At 42.8% G+C, this 23,807-nt stretch carries 17 protein-coding genes; 12 read left to right on the plus strand and 5 right to left on the minus strand.

The features are described from left to right. Positions 1-1,633: 1,633 nt before the first annotated feature. Together CDG77_RS20350 and CDG77_RS20355 are read left to right on the plus strand one after the other, a co-directional pair. Positions 1,634-2,545, plus strand: a complete 912-nt coding sequence (locus tag CDG77_RS20350; RefSeq protein WP_094331150.1) for a polysaccharide deacetylase family protein — start codon at positions 1,634-1,636, stop codon at positions 2,543-2,545. Between the two features lie 73 nt (positions 2,546-2,618). Continuing rightward, a complete protein-coding gene (locus CDG77_RS20355) occupies positions 2,619-3,071 on the plus strand; it encodes a hypothetical protein (protein ID WP_094331151.1) in 453 nt (150 codons plus the stop codon). A gap of 139 nt (positions 3,072-3,210) precedes the next feature. Here CDG77_RS20355 and gltB read toward each other — a convergent pair whose 3' ends face one another. Continuing rightward, entirely contained in the window at positions 3,211-7,908 is a 4,698-nt protein-coding gene (gltB, locus tag CDG77_RS20360; RefSeq protein WP_094331152.1) for a glutamate synthase large subunit, read from the minus strand. A gap of 766 nt (positions 7,909-8,674) precedes the next feature. Here gltB and CDG77_RS20365 point away from each other — a divergent pair. Both CDG77_RS20365 and CDG77_RS20370 read left to right on the plus strand, forming a co-directional pair. Continuing rightward, positions 8,675-10,693 (plus strand): phosphodiester glycosidase family protein, encoded by a 2,019-nt coding sequence (locus CDG77_RS20365; protein ID WP_094331177.1) that lies wholly within the window; start codon positions 8,675-8,677, stop codon positions 10,691-10,693. Between the two features lie 317 nt (positions 10,694-11,010). Then, positions 11,011-11,430, plus strand: coding sequence for a cupin domain-containing protein (locus CDG77_RS20370; protein WP_094331153.1), 420 nt, complete (start codon positions 11,011-11,013; stop codon positions 11,428-11,430). A gap of 70 nt (positions 11,431-11,500) precedes the next feature. Here the strand turns inward: CDG77_RS20370 and CDG77_RS36640 are convergent, their stop codons facing one another. Next, complete coding sequence (locus tag CDG77_RS36640) at positions 11,501-11,647, minus strand: hypothetical protein (protein ID WP_181154376.1); 147 nt, start codon at positions 11,645-11,647, stop codon at positions 11,501-11,503. Between the two features lie 12 nt (positions 11,648-11,659). Between CDG77_RS36640 and CDG77_RS20375 the strand changes: the two genes are divergently transcribed. The 7 genes from CDG77_RS20375 (at position 11,660) to CDG77_RS20405 (ending at position 18,341) form a co-directional block, all read left to right on the plus strand. Continuing rightward, positions 11,660-11,989, plus strand: coding sequence for a HesB/IscA family protein (locus CDG77_RS20375; protein WP_094331154.1), 330 nt, complete (start codon positions 11,660-11,662; stop codon positions 11,987-11,989). A 118-nt stretch (positions 11,990-12,107) separates the two neighbouring features. Next, positions 12,108-12,494 (plus strand): 30S ribosomal protein S12, encoded by a 387-nt coding sequence (gene rpsL / locus CDG77_RS20380; RefSeq protein ID WP_094331155.1) that lies wholly within the window; start codon positions 12,108-12,110, stop codon positions 12,492-12,494. 528 nt (positions 12,495-13,022) lie between these two features. Then, entirely contained in the window at positions 13,023-13,493 is a 471-nt protein-coding gene (gene rpsG / locus CDG77_RS20385; protein WP_094331156.1) for a 30S ribosomal protein S7, read from the plus strand. A gap of 139 nt (positions 13,494-13,632) precedes the next feature. Then, positions 13,633-15,711, plus strand: a complete 2,079-nt coding sequence (gene fusA, locus CDG77_RS20390) for an elongation factor G (RefSeq protein ID WP_094331157.1) — start codon at positions 13,633-13,635, stop codon at positions 15,709-15,711. A 23-nt stretch (positions 15,712-15,734) separates the two neighbouring features. Continuing rightward, the gene (gene tuf, locus CDG77_RS20395; RefSeq protein WP_094331158.1) at positions 15,735-16,964 is read left to right on the plus strand and encodes an elongation factor Tu; all 1,230 of its coding nucleotides are present in this window, start codon (positions 15,735-15,737) and stop codon (positions 16,962-16,964) included. 179 nt (positions 16,965-17,143) lie between these two features. After that, the gene (gene rpsJ, locus CDG77_RS20400) at positions 17,144-17,461 is read left to right on the plus strand and encodes a 30S ribosomal protein S10 (protein ID WP_008232935.1); all 318 of its coding nucleotides are present in this window, start codon (positions 17,144-17,146) and stop codon (positions 17,459-17,461) included. Positions 17,462-17,693: 232 nt separating this feature from the next. Further along, entirely contained in the window at positions 17,694-18,341 is a 648-nt protein-coding gene (locus CDG77_RS20405) for an LON peptidase substrate-binding domain-containing protein (protein ID WP_094331159.1), read from the plus strand. Positions 18,342-18,434: 93 nt separating this feature from the next. Here CDG77_RS20405 and pheA read toward each other — a convergent pair whose 3' ends face one another. Further along, positions 18,435-19,310, minus strand: a complete 876-nt coding sequence (pheA, locus tag CDG77_RS20410) for a prephenate dehydratase (protein WP_094331160.1) — start codon at positions 19,308-19,310, stop codon at positions 18,435-18,437. A 627-nt stretch (positions 19,311-19,937) separates the two neighbouring features. Between pheA and CDG77_RS20415 the strand changes: the two genes are divergently transcribed. Continuing rightward, a complete protein-coding gene (locus tag CDG77_RS20415) occupies positions 19,938-20,525 on the plus strand; it encodes a DUF1997 domain-containing protein (protein ID WP_094331161.1) in 588 nt (195 codons plus the stop codon). A gap of 8 nt (positions 20,526-20,533) precedes the next feature. On the opposite strand, the gene CDG77_RS20420 is transcribed toward CDG77_RS20415, so the two are convergent. Then, on the minus strand, positions 20,534-21,190 hold the full coding sequence (locus CDG77_RS20420; protein ID WP_094331162.1) for a ribonuclease HII: 657 nt from the start codon (positions 21,188-21,190) through the stop codon (positions 20,534-20,536). Between the two features lie 8 nt (positions 21,191-21,198). Next, positions 21,199-23,391 (minus strand): Rne/Rng family ribonuclease, encoded by a 2,193-nt coding sequence (locus CDG77_RS20425; RefSeq protein ID WP_094331163.1) that lies wholly within the window; start codon positions 23,389-23,391, stop codon positions 21,199-21,201. Between the last annotated feature and the right edge of the window lie 416 nt (positions 23,392-23,807).

Genomic DNA, 23,807 nt, shown 5'->3' on the forward strand with positions numbered 1-23,807 from the left:
TGGAGGTGTTTTCGTCGTCGTCCGGCTATCCATCCCCGCCCTGTAGAGGGACGGGGAATTCCGCCGAATCAGTTAAAAATCTTAATTCTAATTGTTGCAATTATAAAGCAAGTTATTAAATAATTTTCAGTTTTGCTTCCTGCTGCTAAAAAATCTAGTTACCGATTGGTAGAGTGATACAGTCAGTCGCTTTTTTCTTTGAGCAGAAAGAAAATTGGTTATTGAGTGGTAATGTATTTTACTGCATATCTGACAATACAATGGTTGTATTTTACATGAAGTACGAAGTTACAGGTTCTGAGGCACGATAGCGCGGCGTAAAGCCTGCGGCATAGCAACTCTTAGAGACGCTACGCGTAGCTTGCTTCTTTGCAGGAGTACGCTTAGAGCGAGTCTGCAAGGGTCGGCAGTAGATAGAAACTTTATGTCTGTATATTTTGTACCTCAGTTACTTATAAACTGCTGTATCTGCTTCACTTTAGCAAAAAAAAGCAAATAGCAATCTTGCTGAAAAATTAGTTAAAAAAGTATTAAGTGATATTACATAAAATTAACCACTACGTAAATGTTTTTTTTAAATACGAAAGCCATTACAGTCCGCGGTCGTAGTAAAAAACATTACATTTTAATTTTAGAATTTAATGATTCAATAGATTCCATACTACTCCAAATTTTAACTTGCCTATACACATAGGATTATTTTCGGTAATTACACGGTAACAGTATATATTAAAGTGTACTATGAATGATATATGAACCTCTTTTGCGATCGAGCAGAAAATTAAAATAAAAAAAGCTACTAGCAATTTAGGCTTAAGTATCAGCATCAAAAATAGAGTTAAACTGCCGATAAAATTATTTTTGCTGAATGAGTCAAAAGTGTATAGATTAACGAATAAATGCCCCTTGGCAATGAGAAACTATATTTAATCAATTTTCGTCTGTCTATCTCATAGAAAGTACAAGGCAACATTCTGTCAGTTGAAAATTTAACTTTTTCTTAAAAAAGAAGAAATAACAGCAGGCAGTAGAATATATCTTAATTAACTAATAGTTTACTAAACTATTTTTTGGAAGATACCCTCTCCTTGTCAGTAGTTTTATATATTAATCAAATAATGAACTTAGTTGTAAATTATACAACTTTACTGTCAGACAGTCTGACGATGAAAACTTTAGCCTGCAAAAATTATAAATTGTAGGCAAGACAGTTTGGTTCATTTTATTTGTAAAGCTATAAAACTTGAAAGTATAATGCTGCCTTAGCTGTGAAGTGAAAGACAGTAACTGATTCAAAACTTCTATTAAGAGGATTTTGGGGTGTGGTTAATTATCTAATTATGCTTCTTCTTAGAACTAGAGATAAGGATCTAGAAGTACAGACATTGCCTTTTATGAATGGGTTTTCATTAAACAGTAGTAACTATTGTATAAGCGCTTATCTAAATATAGAGTATCTAGATTTCAGTTAAAGCTGTGTAGTCTGTCTTCTCGATTGTGAATTTAGGTTAGTTTAAATTCCAGTTTTCAGCATTAGCAGAAAGTAACTGGTATCTTAAAATATCTAAAAAAATGTGCTATAACGTACCGGCATAAGTGTGGTTGATGGTTCGATATTTGAAGGAGCTATGAGGTGGAAAACAATAAGTCGTTTCTGTGGCCAGAAGGAATATTAATTGCACTGCTTGCTTTAGGTGGTGTTTTTAGCCTTGCTTTCATGATGCTTCTAAGACCAAACGCTTCAGAGGCTCAAAGTGGACAAGGTATAGATATTAAAGATGTAACCGCAAACGTAGGAACTCAGCAGCGAATTGAGAAATTAAAGGCAGTGATGCTTACAAGTTGGCAGCAAGAAGCACAAACAAAAGGACTGTCTTACGCTCTACCGTCACGTTTTCAAGGGGCAGTAATTGAAGCAGCAAAACTCACTCAGGGTGAAAAAGTGATTGCTCTCACCTTTGATGATGGCCCTTGGCCTGACACTACAGAGCAAGTACTAGATATTCTAAAATCAAATAATATCAAAGGAACGTTTTTTGTTGTCGGGCAGAACCTAAAAAATTTTCCAGAAATAGGGAAGAAAATTGTAACTCAAGGTCACGTCATTGCTAACCATACTTGGCATCACTGGTATCACTTCTTTAATCAACAAGCGGCAGCTTATGAAATTGACCGTACAACAGACCTAATTTATCAAATTACAGGTGCTAAAACAAATCTGTTCCGACCGCCTGGTGGTATGCTGCACAATGGATTATCTGCTTATGCGAAAGGACAAAAGTATGCTGTGATTATGTGGTCGGCTGACTCCACTGACTACAAATTACCACCTGTACCAAAGTTGATCGATAACGTAATTAAAGATTCCAAACCTGGTGGTATTGTGCTGATGCATGATGGTGGTGGGAACCGTTCTAGAACTGTACAAGCTTTGCCAGAAATTATTAGCAATTTTAGAAAACAAGGCTATCGCTTTGTGACTATTCCAGAACTTTTAGAAATGGAAGATGCAGATAAAAAGCTGCTTGCTAAGAAAAAGCAATAATTATTAATTATGGTTAATTGGTTAATACTAATTGGCTAAAAATTAAAATTAATCATCATGAATAATTTAGATTATGTGGGAACCAGACGATCTAAGATTATCAATACTTCTCCCAATATTTTTTGGATCACCTTTTCCTGAACCACCAAGCAATCGAGAGTCATTAATACTTCTCGCAATAATATTTGGGCTAAGTTTTTTTGGAGGAGCATTTGCTGGAATAGCTACTCTACTTATCACAAGGAAAACCAATTTTTCCATTGAAATATTTAGACTATTAGTTGGTGCTATCGGAGGGTATGAAGGTCTATTAATCTATACATTACTTAATTCTTCATTTAAAAAGCCAAATGAAATATTTAAACGAATTATTGATTTTAATCATGAAATACTTCAAATAATTATTGGTTTTTTTTCAGTTAATTGGACAGTTAATTGGCCATTTTTCATTCCGGGTATAGTAGGGGCAATAGGTGCAAGTATAATTATATTTATGATGAGAAAGGTATTTACTTGGCGTTCATAAATAAATCCAGTTCAGTTAGCAAGAAAAGACTTAAGTAAGTCGGCGCTAATATTTCAACCTATACGTTGAATTTTTATTGCCGAAAATTATTGGTAGACACAATTCGTGAATTGTGCCTACGTGATTTTCATTCCTATGTCTAATGACTAGTTACTAAACTGAACTCAGTTGTTGTCTTTTCAGGAGTAGCTTCGGGACTATCAGCTTCAGAAGGTGGAACCAACTGCCAGAATTTAGGTAAAAATTCTTGCCAGTTTTGCAGAATTTTCTTCGCCTTTGGTGAACCAGTGCGTTCTGCATGAGTTTGGATTAAGTCTTGCAGTTGTTTTGCACCTACTTCCGAAATTACCCGTTGGATTTTGACAATTTCCGGGTTGACTAACTCACGAAATGAGTCATCTTCATCTAAGAAGTATGCTAGTCCACCAGTCATTCCAGCAGCAACGTTGCGTCCTACTTTGCCGAGAACGACGATCGCACCACCAGTCATATATTCGCAGCAGTGATCCCCAGCGCCTTCAATCACTGCTATGCCTTTGGAATTTCTCACAGCAAATCGCTCTCCGGCTAGACCGTTGGCAAATAATACGCCACCAGTCGCACCATAAAGGCAGGTATTGCCAACTATGACATTTTGTGATGCGTTATAGGTAGCATCAGTTGGAGGTTTGATGATGATTTCACCACCATGCATCCCTTTGCCTACGTAGTCGTTTGCTTCTCCTTCCAGAGTCAGAATTATACCGGGGAGATTGAATGCACCAAAGCTTTGCCCAACGCTACCAGTGAAATTAAGATTAATTTGCCCCCCAAAGCCACTGTCACCGTATTGAGAAGCGATCGCACCCGCTAATCTTGTACCTACTGTTCTGTCAGTATTGATAATCGGATAAGTCTTGGTAACGGTAGACTGATCCCTAATGGCAGTCTGAATGTCGGGATCGGCAAGGAACTTATCATCCAAAACCACGCCGTTGCTATGGACTTCTTCATGGACTAACCAGCCACGATTGTCTCTGGTATCTGGCAGCTTAAGTAAACAGTCCAGGTTTAGCGATCGCGTTTTGGTAAGTTTTGCCTCCTGGCGCAGTTTCAATAAATCTGCACGTCCAATAATTTCTGACAAAGAACGGTAGCCAAGTCGTGCTAACAAACTCCGCACTTCTTCGGCGATGAAGTAGAAGAAGTTAACAACCTTTTCTGGTATTCCGTTAAACCGTTTGCGAAGTTCTTCTTGTTGAGTAGCAACACCCACAGGGCAGGTATTCTTGTGGCAAACTCGCGCCATGATACAGCCTTCAGCAATCATGGCGATGGAGCCGAAACCGAATTCTTCAGCACCCATCAATGCACCTATTACCACATCCCAACCACTCTTAAGTCCGCCATCTACACGTAAAATCACGCGATCGCGCAAACTATTTTCCATCAAAACCCGATGTACTTCACTTAAACCCAATTCCCACGGCGAACCAGCGTGTTTAATCGAACTTAGTGGCGATGCACCTGTACCACCATCATGTCCAGAAATCTGGATGATATCAGCGTTTGCCTTAGCCACACCAGCCGCGATCGTGCCAATGCCAACTTCTGAAACTAGCTTCACCGACACCTTTGCTTTGGGATTAATTTGGTGCAGATCGAAAATCAGTTGTGCTAGGTCTTCAATTGAATAGATATCATGGTGCGGTGGCGGCGAAATCAGTGTCACACCTGGCTTCGAGCGCCTTAACATCGCAATGTATTGGCTTACCTTTGGCCCTGGCAGTTGTCCACCTTCCCCAGGCTTGGCACCTTGGGCAATTTTGATTTCAATTTGTTTGGCGTTGACTAGGTACTCTGGTGTGACACCAAAGCGTCCTGACGCAACTTGCTTAATGGCACTAAAGGCTTTATCGCCATTCCGCAATCCTTTTAAATGAGGTAGGGTTGGCGAGTGACCAGACTCGTCTACATCATCTAAAACTTTATAGCGCACTGGGTCTTCGCCACCTTCCCCAGAGTTAGATTTACCACCGATGCGATTCATGGCGATCGCTAAAGTTTCATGGGCTTCTCTTGACAAAGCGCCTAAAGACATGCCGCCGGTGCAGAAACGTTTGACAATATCAGCTACCGACTCTACTTCTTCTAGAGGAATTGAAGTGCAGTCGCCTTGGAAATCTAGCAAGTCTCGCAATGCCGTTACTGGTCTACCTTGGAGGTGCTTTTTGTAAACTTCGTAGTGGTCGTAGTTTTTGCCATCTAGAGCCTTATGCAGCGCCTTAACCATTTCGGGGCTATTCATGTGGTACTCGCCACCAGGACGGTACTGCACAAAGCCCAGGTTTTCTAACTTCTTGGTCGTCAGTTCTGGGAAAGCTTTGACGTGGAAAGAAAGTACTTCATCGGCGAGTTCGCTAACACTCAAACCACCCATACGGGAAGTCGTACCATGAAATCCTAGTTCGATTAAATCTCCACCAATGCCAATCGCTTCAAAAATTTGGGCTGCTTGATAGCTGGAGAGCAGAGAAATCCCCATCTTGGAGAGAATTTTCAGTAAACCTGACTCTACTGCTTTGCGATAGTTTCCTAAAGCTTGTTCTACGTTGAGGGTTGGAAGTTTTTTCACCTCCATTAACTTTTGGGTTTTGGGATCGACGCACCAATCACGCACCGTATCTAAAGCCATATATGGGCACACTGCACCAGCACCATAGCCAATCAGACAAGCAAAGTGATGAGTACTCCAGCATTGGGCAGTATTGACAATCAGGGATGTTTTCATCCGCAGCCCTTCCCGAATCAGGTGATGATGTACAGCACCCACTGCTAATAGGGGAGGAATGTATGTATCTTCTGGGTTGATTCCGTCATTTCCCTTATCGCTTAAGATTAAAATCCTTGCACCCGCCCGGACTGATTCAGCTGCTTGTGTTTGTAAAGCCTGGACTGCGGCATTTAATCCTTCAGGGCCAGTGGCGATCGCAAATAGGGTTGACAACTCGGCTGTGGCAAATCCCGAAAGCTTTATCGCCTCTAATTCACCATCCGTTAACACTGGCGATTCAAGTTTCAATCTCCGAGCATATTCTGCCTTGGGTTCTAATAAGTTACCCCGTTCACCCAGTTCGACTTTCAAAGACATCACTAGCTTTTCCCGCAGGGGATCAATCGCCGGGTTAGTTACCTGAGCAAAGCGCTGTTTGAAATAGTCATAAAGCAGGTGGGGTTTTGTTGACAGCACCGCTAAAGGAATATCATCCCCCATGCAGAAAGTCGGTTCTGAACCTGCGATCGCCATTTGGTGAATCACCATTTCTACATCTTCTGTGGTGTAGCCAAAGGCAGTTTGAAGTTGCAGCAAGGTTTGCTTGTCAATTTTGTCAGTTGTAATATGGCCGTTACCATTTTCAGCAACCAGATGTCCATTTCCATTACCATCTGACGACTTAACACTGACAAGTTCTTTGAGTTCTTGACGGTACTGTTGCAGCCATTCTCCATAAGGGTGCTGCTTGGCGATGCGCTGTTTAATCTCCCAATTCTTTAGCACTTCATGGTTGACTAAATCCACGGCAATCATTTGTCCAGGGCCGAGTCTACCTTTTTCGACAATATCAGCTTCTGGAAAGTCCACTACACCTGCTTCGGAAGCGACAACAATGTAGTCATCTTTGGTGATTAGGTAGCGGGCTGGTCTTAAACCATTACGATCTAGTGTTGCACCAACTTTTTTGCCATCGCTGAATACTAAAAGCGCTGGCCCATCCCACGCTTCTTGCAAACCACTGTAATATTCGTAGAAATCAACAATTTCTGGAGAGTCATTTAAAGAGGGTTGATTTTGGTAAGCCTCTGGAACCATAATCATCAAAGCTTCCAAGGGGCTGCGTCCAGAACACACCAGTAATTCTAGTACGTTGTCTAGTGTAGCTGAGTCGCTGTTATCAATGTGAACTAATGGTTTCAGTTCCTTGATGCGATCGCCCCATACAGGATGATTCAGGCTAGCTTCTCGTGCCATCATCCAGTTGATGTTACCCAACAAGGTATTAATTTCGCCGTTGTGACCCAAAAGCCGCATCGGTTGAGCTAGAGGCCATTTGGGCATCGTGTTGGTACTAAAGCGGCGATGATACACAGCAAAGGCGCTTTTATAAGCTGGATTTTTTAAATCTTGATAAAATTCTCCTAATACAGCAGAACGCACCATGCCTTTGTAAACAATTGTGCGGTTTGACAAAGAGCAGATATAAAATTCTTCTGAGATATTGGTTGCAACTTTACTAATTCGACGGCGGGTAATATACAACTGTCGTTCTAATTCATCGCCACTTTTGTCAACAGAAGCTAACAAAACTTGTTCGATCTGGGGTTGATTTTCTCTTGCTTGTACACCCAGTAAATCAGATTGCACTGGCACTACTCGCCAGCCCAGTACAATCAATTTTTCTTCAGTAGCTACTTGCTCAACTGCCACCCTAGTTTTTTGTGCTGCTTCCTGGTCTTGTGGGAGAAATATCATCCCTACAGCCATATTATTGATTGATGGAAATTCCTTCCCCCTTTCGGCAAAGTCTTGTTGGAACAAATCCCAAGGGATAGCTGTCAAGACTCCAGCACCATCACCAGAGTCTCGATCGGCGCTACAACCTCCCCGGTGTTCTAAACAGGTTAAAGCAGCTAAAGCTTTTTCGACAATTTCGTGGCTGGTATGATTCTGACGATGAGCAATAAAACCTACACCACAGGCATCTCGTTCTTCTACTAACCACTTTTGCCCCTGATAGGTATCTCTTGAGTTTATATTCGCTGTGATTTTCTGGTCTTGATTCATCGGTTGATTATTCATACCCTGTTCCTGAAGTATTGAGTTACCAATTTTGCCACTACTTACGGAAAAAAATTTATCAATTCCGCAATGGAGAAATATATAAGCGCCGAAATTTAGGGAAAAAAAATTTTAACTTCGGTTTTACTTTCTTAGTTCCCCCGTGTTAAAATAGTTGCGTATTGTTTATGTATTTATGCGGTGTGAGACAACTTATTCCCGCCAAGACATGATTTTTGCCCTGACAGTTTCTTTTTTATATTGTGAAGCTAAGTATTTTCTCAATTCCCTTTTTCCAGATGCACTCTAGCTACTCATAGAGCCTATTGCGGCTCACCTGAAACAAAACTAAAAGCTGTCCTATGTTTTAAAGCCAAACTCATCCTGAGCCTGCAATAAAATCAGCGTATTACAATATATACCCATTTGACAATTCCCAAATATTGTTATTGTCTGGAGTTTTTCTGCTTACCAGCTGACACATATATTACTATTAACTAGACCTCACTGAAATAGCAATATTCAGTCAGGATCGAATATCTTAATCTGTTTTGATAACCAATACTACCGTGTATAGTCTGGTTAGAATTAATGCCAGTTAAAACAATTGCGTGGAGTGGCTTTAGCGTCTAAATTTGTTTTATGTCTACAAGAGACAGCTAGCCAGTATATATATTAACATGATATTTAAGAAATAAAGTCATGTAATCTTTATATTTCCAAATAATTAGTTAGTTTATACCTTGGGGTGATAGTTTTCAAAAGTAAATAGTAAATTATGGTAAAAATGCCGAGTTGTTGCCAATTAGGGATTAGCGAACGCAGATTTTTTCGGGCTACTGTTTCACCAATACTTTTAACAGTACTGTGTTTAACGAGTACCTGTGCTACCAACGCCCAGGAGTCACCGAAAAACAGCAAACAAATACTGATTTCCCAGTCACCTGCACCACCTTTAACAGGGGTGGCATCCTCTGGTAATCAAATTTCCCTCAATGGTCGTACTTTACCAGGAACTTGGTTGCAGCGACCTGGAAAATCTGGTCAGGTAACAACTCATCTCAGCGATGGGGCATTCAGGCAATTAATTGGAGTAAATTTCTTAAACAGTAGTAACTCAGCAAAGCAACCAATACAGTGGTTTTCATCGGTGACAAAGCCACTAGTTTTAACCGCCAAGCTACTAGGATCGTATCGCTACCTTGATATTAGCAATTTTGCTCAAACATCTGGATGGGAAATCCGAACTAATGGCAACACCTTGGTGATTGCTACCCCAAAAACGCAAGTCACAAATATTGTTCAGAGTCAGCAACTTTCAGACGCAAGTGTTAATCCTTTGCAACAGGCTCGGATTCTTGTGGATTTAGATCGTCCAACTCCTTGGCAAGTAGCCCAAGGAGCGGCGATCGCAAAACCGCAAATTCCATCTTCCGATCCAGACACGCCAACTCTCAAACCCACTACACCGCCAAATCGAGAGTGGACAATTACCCTAGATGGAATAGCCGATCCTGTTTTGATAGAACGCTATACCCCCCAGCCACCAGCAGCACCACCAGCATTACTGCCAAATTTACTCAAACAATTATTACCCGTTGCACCAACACAACCAATACCACCAGCCCCCGATCCACTGATTCAAAAAGTGGAGGTGGTGAAAAACCAAACGATTATTAGCCTGAGCGTTCCCTTTGGTCTATCGCCTCAAGTTAGCACTGTAGCTAACCCCAATCGCCTCATTATCGATATTCGACCCGATCCTCTGGAAGTACGAGATATTACTTGGGCACCGGGATTACGCTGGCGACAAAATTATGTCAACTTAGGCACAGAACGCTTTCCTGTGGTCTGGTTAGAAGTTGATCCCCGCAAATTTGGGCTAACGCTGAAGCCTATGTGGGCTAGCCCTAATGGACTTGCGGGTACTGCTCCCTTAATTCAAACAGCCCAACGTTACTTAGCAGTAGCTGGAATTAACGGTGGTTATTTTAACCGCAATAACAAATTACCATTGGGTGCGATTCGTCGGGATAATCAGTGGTTATCAGGCCCTATTCTTAACCGAGGTGCGATCGCTTGGAATGATTCAGGCCAATTTTACTTCGGTCGTCTCACCTTAGAAGAAAGTTTAATTACTGCAAATAACCAGCGCTTACCAATTCTGTTTCTTAATAGCGGCTACATCCAGAGTGGCATTGCCCGTTACACCCCAGCTTGGGGAGCAACTTACACACCCTTAACGGATAACGAAATTATCCTAGTGGTACAGAAAGACCAAATTACTCAACAGTTACCAGGCGGCAAAGTTGGTGGGACGGCCGTTCCCATTCCCCAAGATGGCTACCTATTAACTTTACGTGCTAACGCTGCCAGCGCTGCCTCACAGTTACCTATTGGAAGCACAGTAAATATTTCCAGCAGTACTACTCCCACTGATTTTAGTCGTTATCCCCACATTATCGGAGCCGGCCCGCTATTAATCCAAAATCGCCAAATTGTCCTCGATGCCAAAGCCGAAAAATTCAGCAATGCCTTTATTGCAGAAAAGGCTATTCGTAGCGGCATTTGTACAACAGCAACAGGCACACTGATGATAGCTGCTGTGCATAATCGTGCTGGCGGTTATGGGCCTACCTTGGCAGAACATGCCCAACTAATGCAACAGATGGGCTGTGTAGATGCCTTAAATTTAGACGGCGGTAGTTCTACCAGCCTTTACTTAGGAGGGCAACTACTCGACCGATCGCCTAGTACTGCTGCTCGTGTTCATAATGGAATTGGTATTTTCCTGAAACCACGATAACGAGGGAATAAAAAGCAGGCAAAGCAGAGGAAGAATAACTCATACCCAATACCCAATTCCCAATGCCCAATCCCCAATTCCCAATTCCCAATTCCCAATCTTTTTTAAAGTTTAGAACAAGCTATCATTTTGCTTGATGAAGACTTGGTGTAGATACAACACTTTTAGTAGTGATGATTTACACCATCACGTTTGATTTTGCTATGTTTATCAAGGTGCGACAAAATTGCTGATTTTCAACGTTGCAAAATAGCGCCAGATTTTTTATCAATAGTTAAGAGTACTAACGGTTTGTTATGTCTTCAAATGAGGTAACTATGGCTAGATATCAAGAAACTACACAGACTGAGACTCTACACCTACCTTCAAATATCACTTCCAGAGGCATTGCTGCAACTGAGTTACGTCCTTGGGGTGCTTTTACAGTCTTAGAAGAAGGGCGCGGATACAAAATCAAGCGCATTGAAGTTAAGCCCGGACACCGCCTCAGTTTACAAATGCACCACCACCGCAGCGAACATTGGATTGTCGTCTCTGGTACAGCTAGGGTGACTTGTGGTGAGCAAGAAGTACTACTGAGCAATAATGAGTCAACTTATGTACCCCAATGTACATCTCACCGTTTAGAGAATCCTGGCGTGATTCCCTTAATATTAATTGAAGTGCAAAATGGCGAATACTTGGGAGAAGATGACATTATCCGTTACCAAGATGACTATGCCCGTACTAAGGATTAAAGCTCTAATCTAAAAACTGAATACATTTTTGTGCAAACCCTCCTTGCGAACCACTGCACCCCAGAAGTCCCTACCTAGTTAAGGTAAGGACTTCTGCTTGTTGTGCTATAAATGTAGTAATAGCGATCGCGCTCATAACTTTGGTAATTTGGAATTTTCGAGAAGTAAGAGTTAACCCATCTGTCTGTAAAATAGAAGATGGGGTATTCAATTGCAAAAACCGAGTTCCATGATTCATTTGAGTCAAGCAGCCGCAAGTGAAATTGGGCGGATAAAGTCCAAGCAGCAGCCAAATGTTTTGTTTCGATTAGCAGTAAAACCAGGTGGTTGTTCTGGATTCTTTTATCATATGTCCTTCGATGAAGCAATAAAAGTTGGCGACAAGGTTTTCGACTTGGATGAGATTCAAGTAGTCATAGATGCTACAAGCTTAAATTACCTCAACGGTTTGAGGGTAGATTATTCAGAAGACTTAATGGGTGGTGGTTTTCGCTTCCACAATCCCCAGGCGATCGCAACCTGTGGCTGTGGTAATTCCTTTTCCACAACTAATCACTAATTAGCCATATTTTGCTAATAATAAAGGAAAAGTTACAATTGACATAAAACCCTAAAAAACGATATAATCAGGATTTGTTAAAACTTAGACATATAAGCAGCTTTACGCGCTGTAACTCATGCCAACAATACAGCAGCTAATACGTACCGAGCGCGAACAAGCGCGTCAGAAAACCAAGTCCCCGGCTCTGAAACAATGCCCTCAACGTCGGGGAGTTTGTACCAGAGTGTACACGACCACACCAAAGAAGCCTAACTCAGCTTTACGGAAAGTAGCAAGAGTCAGACTTACATCTGGATTTGAAGTCACAGCTTACATTCCAGGAATTGGTCACAACTTACAAGAACACTCAGTTGTGATGATTCGTGGCGGTCGGGTTAAGGATCTACCAGGCGTGAGATACCACATCATCCGTGGCACCTTAGATACAGCCGGAGTCAAAGACCGTAAACAAGGGCGTTCCAAGTATGGAACCAAGCGTCCAAAAGCAGCAGCGAAAAAATAGGATTAGGCGATTAATCGCACCCAACACGATTAATCGTTTACCTTAAAAACGCTCAAGGACAAAAAACTATCAGGGTCTGTGTTCTAAGAGCAGTTATGAAAGCTGATCAAGTCTGTTTAAAAAAATCAAGCAAGCTACACCTACACTAAGCGAGCAAGTGTAGAAGTTCTGAGGAGAAGGCTGTAACCCACAGCATAATTCTCATCTGAACATTAAGGTTTAGAATCTTGTCACCGTGAGTATTTAGTTGCAGGTAGCAAGTCAATGAATTTTAGATTTTAGATTTGCAATTTTGGATTGGTCGAACCCACAAGGGGATGAGGCTTACAGACTTTTGATTTTTTCCAATCCTTGTGGTCGGAACGTCTACCAAAAACTCTAATCCAAAATTGGCAGTCAATAGGTCAGCCTTGCTCCAACAATCGAAAACAAAATTGAAAAAGTCTGAGGGTTGGGTTCCACAGCTTTTGGTTTCCGGTGTCTGATAGCATATAATTTCGTTGCCAAATTCCGAATTAAAGGTGAAGTATGTCTCGTCGTGGTGTTATTCAAAGGCGCCCAGTTCCGTCTGACTCTGTATATAACAGTCGCCTTGTGAGCATGATTATCAGGCGGATCATGCGTCATGGCAAGAAATCACTTGCCGCACGAATCGTTTATGAAGCATTGAAAACCATTGAGGAACGCACTGGTAACGGTGCTTTAGAAACCTTTGAAAGAGCAGTGCGAAATGCAACACCTCTAGTAGAAGTAAAAGCTCGGCGAGTAGGCGGAGCAACCTACCAAGTACCAATGGAAGTGCGTACAGAACGGGGTACTACCCTAGCACTGCGTTGGTTAGTGCAATATTCCCGGTCTAGACCAGGCCGGACAATGGCAAGTAAATTGGCAAATGAGTTAATGGATGCTGCCAACGAAACTGGCAATGCGATTCGGAAACGCGAAGAAACGCACCGGATGGCAGAAGCTAACAAAGCATTTGCTCACTATCGTTATTAAGTAAAAAAGCGATATATCGCCTTGCCGAAGCGGTATATCGTGGATTTACAAAAACAAAGACGGTTTTCCGTAAAAGTATAGAATCTTAACAAAGAGTAATATACAAGATATCATGAGGCAAAAACTATAGGAGGTAGCTGTGGCACGCACGATCCCGCTAGACAAAGTACGCAACATTGGTATTGCGGCGCATATAGATGCGGGCAAAACAACGACAACAGAGAGAATATTATTTTACTCTGGGATAATTCATAAAATTGGCGAAGTTCATGAAGGAACTGCCGTCACAGACTGGATGGAGCAAGAGCGGGAGCGGGGAATTACCATTACTGCGGCTGCTATCAGTACCAGCTGGAAAGATCATCAAATTAACATTATCGATACTCCGGGTCACGTAGACTTCACAATTGAAGTTGAGCGTTCCATGCGCGTGTTGGATGGCGTAATCGCAGTATTTTGTTCTGTGGGCGGCGTGCAACCCCAGTCTGAGACAGTGTGGCGGCAAGCAGAACGCTACAAAGTTCCTCGGATCGCCTTTATCAACAAGATGGATCGCACCGGAGCGAACTTTTATAAAGTTCACGAGCAAATTCGCGATCGCCTGCGGGCAAATGCGATCGCCATTCAACTACCAATTGGTAGTGAAAACGACTTCCAAGGGATCGTTGACCTAGTAGGGCAACGGGCGTATATTTACGCCAACGACCAAGGAACCGATATCCAGGAAACTGATATACCGGAAGAATTGCAAGCGCAAGTAGACGAATTCCGCACCAAGCTTATAGAAGCCGCAGCAGAAACTGATGATGCTCTGATGGCTAAGTACTTCGAGGGCGAAGAACTTACAGAACAGGAAGTAAAGACTGCCCTGCGGAAAGGCACAATTGCGGGGACGATTGTACCAGTACTTTGTGGTTCGGCATTCAAAAACAAAGGCGTGCAGTTGATGCTCGATGCCGTTGTCGATTACCTGCCAGCGCCAAGTGAAGTACCGCCAATTCAAGGCTTACTGCCCAATGGCGATACTGTTGAGCGGCGGGCTGATGACAACGAACCCCTAGCGGCTCTGGCATTCAAGATTATGGCTGACCCTTACGGTCGCCTGACATTCGTTCGCGTTTATTCTGGTGTCCTGAAAAAGGGCAGCTACGTTCTCAACGCTAGTAAGAATAAAAAAGAACGGATTTCCCGCTTAGTTCTCATGAAAGCAGACGATCGGCAAGATGTCGATGAACTGAGAGCGGGAGATTTGGGAGCAGCTTTGGGATTGAAAGACACCTTGACAGGTGACACGCTCTGTGATGATGCATCGCCAGTAATTCTGGAATCTCTATTCATTCCTGAGCCTGTAATCTCGGTGGCGGTTGAACCCAAAACCAAGAACGACATGGATAAACTATCCAAAGCTCTGCAATCTCTCTCAGAAGAAGACCCTACCTTCCGCGTCCGCGTCGATCCCGAAACAAACCAAACCGTGATCGCGGGGATGGGAGAGCTACACCTAGAAATTCTAGTAGACCGGATGTTACGAGAATTCAAGGTGGAAGCGAATGTAGGTGCGCCACAAGTAGCTTACCGAGAAACAATTCGGAAAGCTGTGAACAAAGTTGAAGGCAAATTCATCCGCCAAAGTGGTGGTAAAGGTCAATACGGTCACGTTGTGATCAATTTGGAACCTGGAGAACCTGGTACTGGCTTTGAATTCGTTTCCAAAATCGCTGGCGGTACAGTACCTAAAGAGTACGTTGGCCCCGCAGAACAAGGGATGAAAGAAAGCTGCGAATCTGGTGTTCTAGCTGGATATCCGTTGATTGACGTTAAAGCAACGCTAATTGATGGGTCATACCACGATGTAGACTCTTCAGAAATGGCTTTCAAAATCGCTGGCTCAATGGCGATGAAAGAAGCTGTACTGAAAGCTTCACCTGTCATCTTAGAACCTATGATGAAAGTTGAGGTTGAAGTTCCTGAAGACTATATGGGTAACGTCATTGGCGACCTAAACACCCGCCGAGGGCAGATTGAAAGCCAAAGCACCGAAAAGGGACTTGCTAAGGTAACATCTAAAGTTCCACTGGCGAGTATGTTTGGCTACGCCACTGATATCCGGTCAAAAACGCAAGGTCGGGGTACCTTCACGATGGAGTTCAGCCACTACGAAGAGGTGCCTCGGAGCGTAGCTGAAACTATCATTGCAAAAAGCAAAGGGAACGCTTAGTTAAAATAAGGAAATGAGCATTCATGGCACGCGCAAAGTTTGAAAGAAATAAACCCCACCTCAATATCGGTACTATTGGCCACGTTGACCACGGTAAAACCACGTTAACAGCAGCCATCACTATGACCTTGGCAGCTCTTGGTCAAGCTACAGCTAAAGGCTACGACCAAATCGATAACGCGCCAGAAGAAAAAGCACGCGGTATTACCATCAATACCGCTCACGTTGAGTATGAAACCGAAAATCGGCACTATGCTCACGTAGACTGTCCAGGGCACGCTGACTATGTGAAGAACATGATCACTGGCGCTGCTCAGATGGATGGAGGCATTCTTGTAGTAGCTGCTACTGATGGCCCTATGCCCCAAACCCGCGAACACATTCTGTTAGCAAAACAGGTGGGCGTTCCTAGTCTGGTCGTATTCTTGAACAAAGAAGACTTGATGGATGACCCAGAACTCTTGGAACTAGTAGAACTAGAACTGAGAGAACTGTTAAGCAGCTATGACTTCCCTGGAGATGATATCCCCATTGTCAAAGGCTCTGGTCTACAAGCTCTCGAAGCAATGACCAAGAATCCTAAGACTAAAAAAGGTGAAAATCCTTGGGTAGATAAAATCTACGACTTGATGGATGCTGTGGATTCCTTTATCCCCACTCCTGAGCGGGATGTTGATAAGCCCTTCTTGATGGCAGTAGAAGACGTGTTCACCATCACAGGTCGTGGTACTGTGGCTACTGGACGGATTGAACGCGGGAAAGTTAAGGTTGGCGATACTGTCGAGCTAATTGGTCTCAAAGACACTCGGACTACGGCCGTTACCGGGATTGAGATGTTCAAGAAGAGCCTCGACGAAGGTCTGGCTGGAGATAACGCGGGTGTACTACTGCGTGGTCTTAAGAAAGAAGATATCGAGCGCGGTATGGTAATAGCCAAACCAGGTTCGATTACACCTCACACTCAATTTGAAGGTGAAGTATACGTCCTAACAGAAAAAGAAGGTGGTCGTAAGACTCCATTTTTCGCCGGCTACCGTCCCCAGTTCTATGTACGGACAACCGATGTAACTGGTACTATCAAAGCCTACACCTCTGATGAAGGCAAAGAAGTAGAAATGGTGATGCCAGGCGATCGCATCAAGATGACAGTAGAATTGATCAACGCGATCGCTATTGAACAAGGAATGCGCTTCGCTATCCGCGAAGGTGGACGTACCATCGGTGCTGGTGTCGTCTCCAAAATTATCAAATAGCACCTTTTCGCTCATAACAAAGGAGCAGAGATGGTATAATTCATCTCTGCTCCTTTCTCTTCCCTCTATAAATAAGGTAATAGGTTACAGGGGACAAGTAATAGTTTTCTGTAACCTTTACCCTGTAACCTTTAACCTGTAAATAATCCCCTAATTACGCAGAACCTGGAAAATTAAAGATGGCAACTCTACAGCAGCAAAAAATTAGAATTCGCTTACAGGCTTTTGACCGACGCTTATTAGATACATCTTGCGAGAAGATTGTAGACACAGCTAACCGCACCAACGCTACAGCCATAGGCCCAATTCCTTTACCCACAAAACGCCGGATCTATTGTGTGCTGCGATCGCCTCACGTAGATAAAGATTCACGGGAACACTTTGAAACCCGTACTCATCGCCGGATTATTGACATTTACCAGCCTTCTTCTAAGACTATAGATGCCCTGATGAAATTGGATCTACCATCGGGTGTAGATATCGAAGTCAAACTTTAATTTAGTCATTAGTTATTAGTCATTAGTCATTGGTCATTAGTCATTGGTCATTTGTCCTTTACTAATGACAAAGGACAAATGACAAATTACATTAGTATGAATATTTACACAGCCCTGAAGAAATATATCTCAGGGCTTTTATTTAGCTAGGAAACAAATGATAGAATGTAGACAAAGTACGGGAAAAGCAGAGAAAAACTATTTTTAAGATTAAGTTTATACCAAGGTAACAATGACATCATCTTCTAAAATTGCAGTTCGTGAACTACCTCTGTTCCCGTTACCCGAAGTAGTTCTGTTTCCTACTAGACCATTGCCTCTACACATCTTTGAATTTCGCTACCGAATCATGATGAACACGATTTTGGAGAGCGATCGCAGATTCGGTGTTTTGATGTTCGATCCAGTCAAAGGTACAATTGCAAACACTGGCTGCTGTGCGGAAATCGTTCATCACCAACGGCTGCCAGACGATCGGATCAAGATGTTGAGTTTAGGGCAGCAAAGATTTCGTGTATTAGAATATGTTCGTGAAAAGCCATATCGTGTTGGCTTAGTTGAGTGGATTGAAGACCAAACACCGACTAAAGATTTGCGTCCTTTGTCTTCTGAAGTAGAACAACTACTACGAGATGTTGTACGTCTATCAGGTAAATTAACCGAACAAAATATCGAACTGCCAGAAGATTTGCCTGAGTTACCAACAGAGCTATCTTATTGGGTAGCTAGTAATCTTTATGGTGTCGCCGCAGAACAACAGTTATTGCTAGAAATGCAAGATACTGCAACTCGTCTAGAGCGGGAAGCAGAAATTTTAACTTCTACTCGTAATCACTTGGCAGCTCGCGCTGTTCTTAAAGATACGTTTAATGAAAAGTGATGAGTGAGGGGTTGAGGAGTTAGGAAGAAATAACAACAAATACAAAGTTGACAACTTAGAATTTATATTCCCTAACTGATAACTCCTAATTTTTCAGGTAAAAGCACCGATTGGCAAAACATTGTAAGCGCCAAGAATTTTTAAAATCTCTGTGTGGATAGTTAATTCTGCTAAAGCAGATTGCATTTCTGCTTCATTGACATCTGCTTCTAAATCCATGAAAAACAAATATTCGCCTAGCGATCGCTTCGTCGGACGAGATTCAATCCGGCTGAGGTTAATTCCTAGTTGAGCAAAGATTTGCAGAGGTTTAACTAATGCTCCGGGTGTGTTAGCAGGCATACTAAAAGCTAGTGATGTGTGACTGGTAGACACTTTTGATGTCTGGTATCCAGCGTCCGTCTCACTCTGACTTACTACCCAAAAACGAGTACAGTTTTCTGGATAGTCGTTAATACCAGTGGCAAGTATGGGTAGGTTGTAGAGTTGAGCGGCTCTACTAGAAGCGATCGCAGCTGTTGTTGTCTCTTGCTCTAATCGCTGTAGTGCTTCAGTTGTAGAATTGCTGGGAATAATCTGTACAGTCGGGAGAAACCGCTCTAACCATCCTTGACATTGTGCCAAAGCTTGTGGGTGAGAGTAAACAGTTTTAATCTTATCTAAGTCAGACGCGCAGGAAATTAACGTATGGACAATGGGTAATACCAAACCTAACTGAATCCGCAAACTGTCTAACTGCCACAGTGTATCTAGCGTCATAGTCACACTCCCTTCAATAGAATTTTCTACTGGCACAACAGCTAGGTGAGCTTGACTATCAGCAACGGCGTGCAGTGACTGTGAGATGGTGGGATAGGGGCATAAGGTAGCTTCAACTCCCTTATTTTTAGTCAACCAGTTGACATAAAGAACAGCTGCTTGCTCTGCGTAAGTGCCGGGAGGCCCTAAATGTGCGATCGATAGAGTCATGCTTTTAGCCTTGAGTTGCGAGTTTAATACGTAAAATAGAGATTATGATATTTTGGGTTTAACAAATATAAAATATATTTCAATATTTACTTTTACCTCTAAAATTTACGCACGAAACAAATAGATCGAAATTCTAGGAAAACAAACTATTCAAATTAGTCTAGTAGCAAATAGATTTTTTGGCAGTTTTTTTCTGCTAAATTGCTCTCAAGATTTCAGAGCAATTATGTGAATTTTTAACAAAAGAATATTCATATTCTTTGCTTTATGTCAAGAGTTAAACCCTAATCTTAACCCTATCAAGATGGCTTGTAAAATCTCTTATGTTTTCTCAGCGTTCTCTGTGCCTCTGCGGTTTGAAAGTATTTTTTTTAACCACAGAGGCGCATATAACACAGAGTATGCAATTTATTGACCAAAATTTTTACCCACCTTCAAAAGGCTAATCCTAATCTATATTTATTTCTTGAACTAAAGAGAGTAATGAGCGTACCAAATTTTTGCTAATGCTGTATAGGTGATAAGCAACGATAACTTTTATCGCTAATAAATTTTGTACTTTTCTAATAATCAGATTTAATTTATTAAAAAATATTAAAATTAAGAGACAAATATTTTTATCCGCTCATGGCTACCCGGTTTACTGCCTCCCAATCGGTTGAAATCGCTGTTCCAGAGCAGCCTATTCCCATCCAGCACTACTTACGCCAGCCTCAACGTCTAGTTAGGGCTTTAGCTGACAACGCCCGAATTCAGCAGCTTTCTGAGGAAGTATTTCGCTTGAAAATGCGTCCGCTTACTTTTATGTCATTGAGTATTCAACCGACTGTAGACATGAGAGTTTGGGCAGAATCAAATGGAATAATTAATTTGCGATCGCTAGGCTGTGAAATTCTGGGTTTCGAGTATATTAACCAGCGCTTTGCTCTTAATTTAAAAGGACATTTGTCTCCCAAAGAGTTTAGCACTGGCACTCGTCTGGAAGGAAGGGCTGATTTAGAAGTGCTGGTGGATTTACCACCGCCATTTTCCTTTACTCCGAAGCCGATTTTAGAAGCTACTGGTAATGGTTTGCTCAAAAGCGTGCTGTTATCGGTTAAACAACGGTTATTAAATCAACTTTTGGCGGATTATCGCTACTGGGTGATATCACAAACTAAAGATAGAAAACTTGACAGTGACAGTACTGAATTGCCAATCCTGAATGCTGAGTAATCATTTAATCACTCAGCGTTCGGTAATTTGATTTGGCAAGGACGAAAAGACTGACGATGTAGGGGCGATGGCCCGTATTGTTGCAGAGCCAGCAAATGCCGCTGGCTACCATAACCCTTGTTACGCTCTAGGTTGTACATAGGGTATTTCAATGCTAGACGCAGTATCAGATCGTCACGCCAAACTTTAGCAACAATACTAGCAGAGGCAATAGCAAGCGATCGCTCGTCCCCCTTAACTATTGTTTGTTGTGGCAATAGCAAGTCTTTGATTAACTGATTGCCATCAACCAAGCAGATTGTAGGCTGTACTTTTAACTTCAGTACAGCCCGCTTCATTGCTAATAGTGTCGCTTGCAAAATATTTATCTTGTCAATTTCGGCAGTAGAAGCAAAACCAATTTTCCAATCTATAGCCAGCCCACAAATTTGCTGTGCTAGCTGAGTTCTCCGAGAACTAGACAACTTTTTACTGTCTTTAATTTTAGCTGCCATCAGTATTGGCAAAGCACGATCCGGGAGGATCACTGCTGCCGCTACCACTGGGCCAAATAGAGCGCCTCGCCCTACTTCATCCACACCTGCAACCAATCCTGGAATTCCTGACAAGGTAGAAAACTCCAGCCAGTTGGATTGTTCCAAGGGCGTTGGCGATGTTTCTACCATAAAGCAAATTAATTGTCTTCGATCGCTGACGAACGACGGCGGCGGCGACGGCTAGCAGTGGCGGCACTGTTGGCATCACTTTCATCTGCGATCGCGTTTCCAGGGCTGTTCGTATCACTTTCATCTGCGATCGCGTTTCCAGCGCTGTTGGCATCACTTTCATCTGCGATCGGGGAAGCTTTCACAGACAAGATTTCCGAAGGATTGGCAGTCAACTCAGGTTGTTCAGTTGTCTCTTCGATTAAAGATTTTTGTTCTGGCTCAATAACTTTTGGTATTGGTAACTTGGTTGTAATTACTTCAGGTGTTGCTTTTTGGGCAATAGGTGATTCTGGGATGGATTCAGTTGGAGTCGTTCGCGTTTGACCGGGCTGAATCACGTTAATAATCACAGACTTGGTATTTTTAACCTCTTGATCTAGCTTCACCAAGGGAGATATTCCCATCAAGGCAAACATATCCTGTTCTTGGAGACTCATTTCTACAGTTCTAATTTCCGGTGGTTCTACCACTGGTTTAACTGGGTCTGCCTTGATAACTCTAGTACGCTCTACAGTGCGTTCTGCTCTTTCACTCCAACCTGGTTTACCAAGGGTGGGGGAGGGAATTTCTGGTGCAACTCCTAGTTCTGGTTCTATATCAAGGTCTAAATCTGGCTCGCTGGCAAAAGCTAGTGGATTGGCAATAACCCGAGATTCATCTTTCCCGTTTAACCCATTGATGCCAATTTTACTGCGGCGAGTGCGGGTACGACGCTTATTATCATTAAGTTCTTGATAACTAGGATGATTGAGCAGATTTAAATTACTCGATTCTGAGTCGCCGTCAAATGCTTCCCCAAATCCATCATAAGTTTCTCGTGGTTCCGGGATGCGGGCAGCTGGCTGACGGGGTTCTCGGTGAGGTAGGGATACAAGACGCTCGCGTTCTGGTGTTTCTGCGGGTATTGGTAATCGGTTTTCGAGTTCTCCAGGCAGACGTACAGTATGTCCTAAACCGCCACAAGTGGGACAAGTTTCGCCAAACAGTTCGTAAATATTTTGACCCTGACGTTTGCGGGTCAGTTCTACTAAACCCAGTTCGGTAAGTTGAGCAATCTGGGGACGAGCTTTGTCTGCTTTGAGTCCTTTATTAAAGTGTTCGAGAACTTGCAGTTGATCGCGCCGTGATTCCATATCAATAAAATCAACGACGATTACCCCGGCGATATTCCGCAGACGCAACTGGCGAGCAATTTCTGTTGCAGCTTCGCAGTTTGTCCACAAAACTGTTTCTCTGGCTGTTGCCGATCGCGTGAAGGAACCTGAGTTAACATCGATTACGGTTAATGCCTCCGTTGGCTCAATGATGATGTAACCCCCAGAAGGTAGGTCTACTCTTGGTTTCAGGGCTTCTCGAATCGCAGCACTGATGCGGAAATACTCTAAAATTGGGGAGCGATCGCGGTGATGGTCAATCAACAATCCTTGCGGTGTTTGACCTCCACTCCAATTCTGCAAGTACTGCTTTACGCGCTTTAAACCAGTACTAGAATCTACGACAATCCGATTGACATCCGCGCCGTACATATCTCGCAATACGCGCTGGATAAAGTCATCATCTCGATTGAGCAGTGCTGGGGCACGGGTAGAATGCGCTTCCTGTTGGATCGCCTCCCATTGCTTTTGCAGCAACTCCAAATCTTCCATAATCGCTTCTTCTGGTTTGCCTTCGGCTTCTGTCCGCACGAGCAAACCCATTCCCGCCGGTTTGACCAAAATCGCTAGTGCCCGCAAGCGGTTCCGCTCGCTTTCACTTTTAATTCGTCGGGATAAATTTACACCCCTACCATAGGGCATCAGTACTACGTAGCGTCCGGGTAAGGTGATGTTACCTGTGAGCCTGGGCCCTTTTGTCCCCGTTGGCTCTTTCATCACTTGCACCAAAACTTTCTGTTGTGGTGCTAATAGTTCTGTAATGGCTGCTGCGGTACGCTTTAGCTTCAATGGCCCCAAGTCGGTGACATGAATAAAACCGTTACGCTCTGGGTCGCCAATATTCACAAAAGCCGCATCTATCCCAGGTAATACGTTTTCTACTACTCCTAAGTAGATATCACCTATTTGGTGATGACCGGTAGCAACAACGAGTTCCTGTATTTGATCTTCAGAAAAGACAGCAGCAATTTGGTGCTGCTCCGCAATAATAATTTGTTTTGGCATTCAATTTCCTCAAAAATTGGCAGCACCAATAGGTCTGGAGGTTTGTTATCCCTTTGTTGCCCTTGCAACCCTCAAAAGGCGCTACTGATGATAAAAATCGCAAACTTGATGTTCTAAGTTAAATAGCTATTGGCGCTCTTAAGAGCGTTTTCACGGCGGATTATTCCAGAACGGATGCATGTTTAAGCAATTAAATCAACCGTCTGTGGTTGATTTGCAATGCAATACTCTTAATAAAGAGAGTTCTGAGTTGAAAGTTCTAAGTCCTGAGTGAGTTTTTAACTCAGGAAGCTTTTTTTGAGAGTAACCGATTGAAGTCGTTAAGAAAAAGAAACTATTTCTATTTTCCATTCCCTGGATTTATTCTTAGGGTTATACTCAGCAGCGCCATCTGCTACCCTACTTTTAAGCCGCGC

It is taken from the genome of Nostoc sp. 'Peltigera membranacea cyanobiont' 213 (genome assembly GCF_002245975.1).
GTDB lineage: Bacteria > Cyanobacteriota > Cyanobacteriia > Cyanobacteriales > Nostocaceae > Nostoc.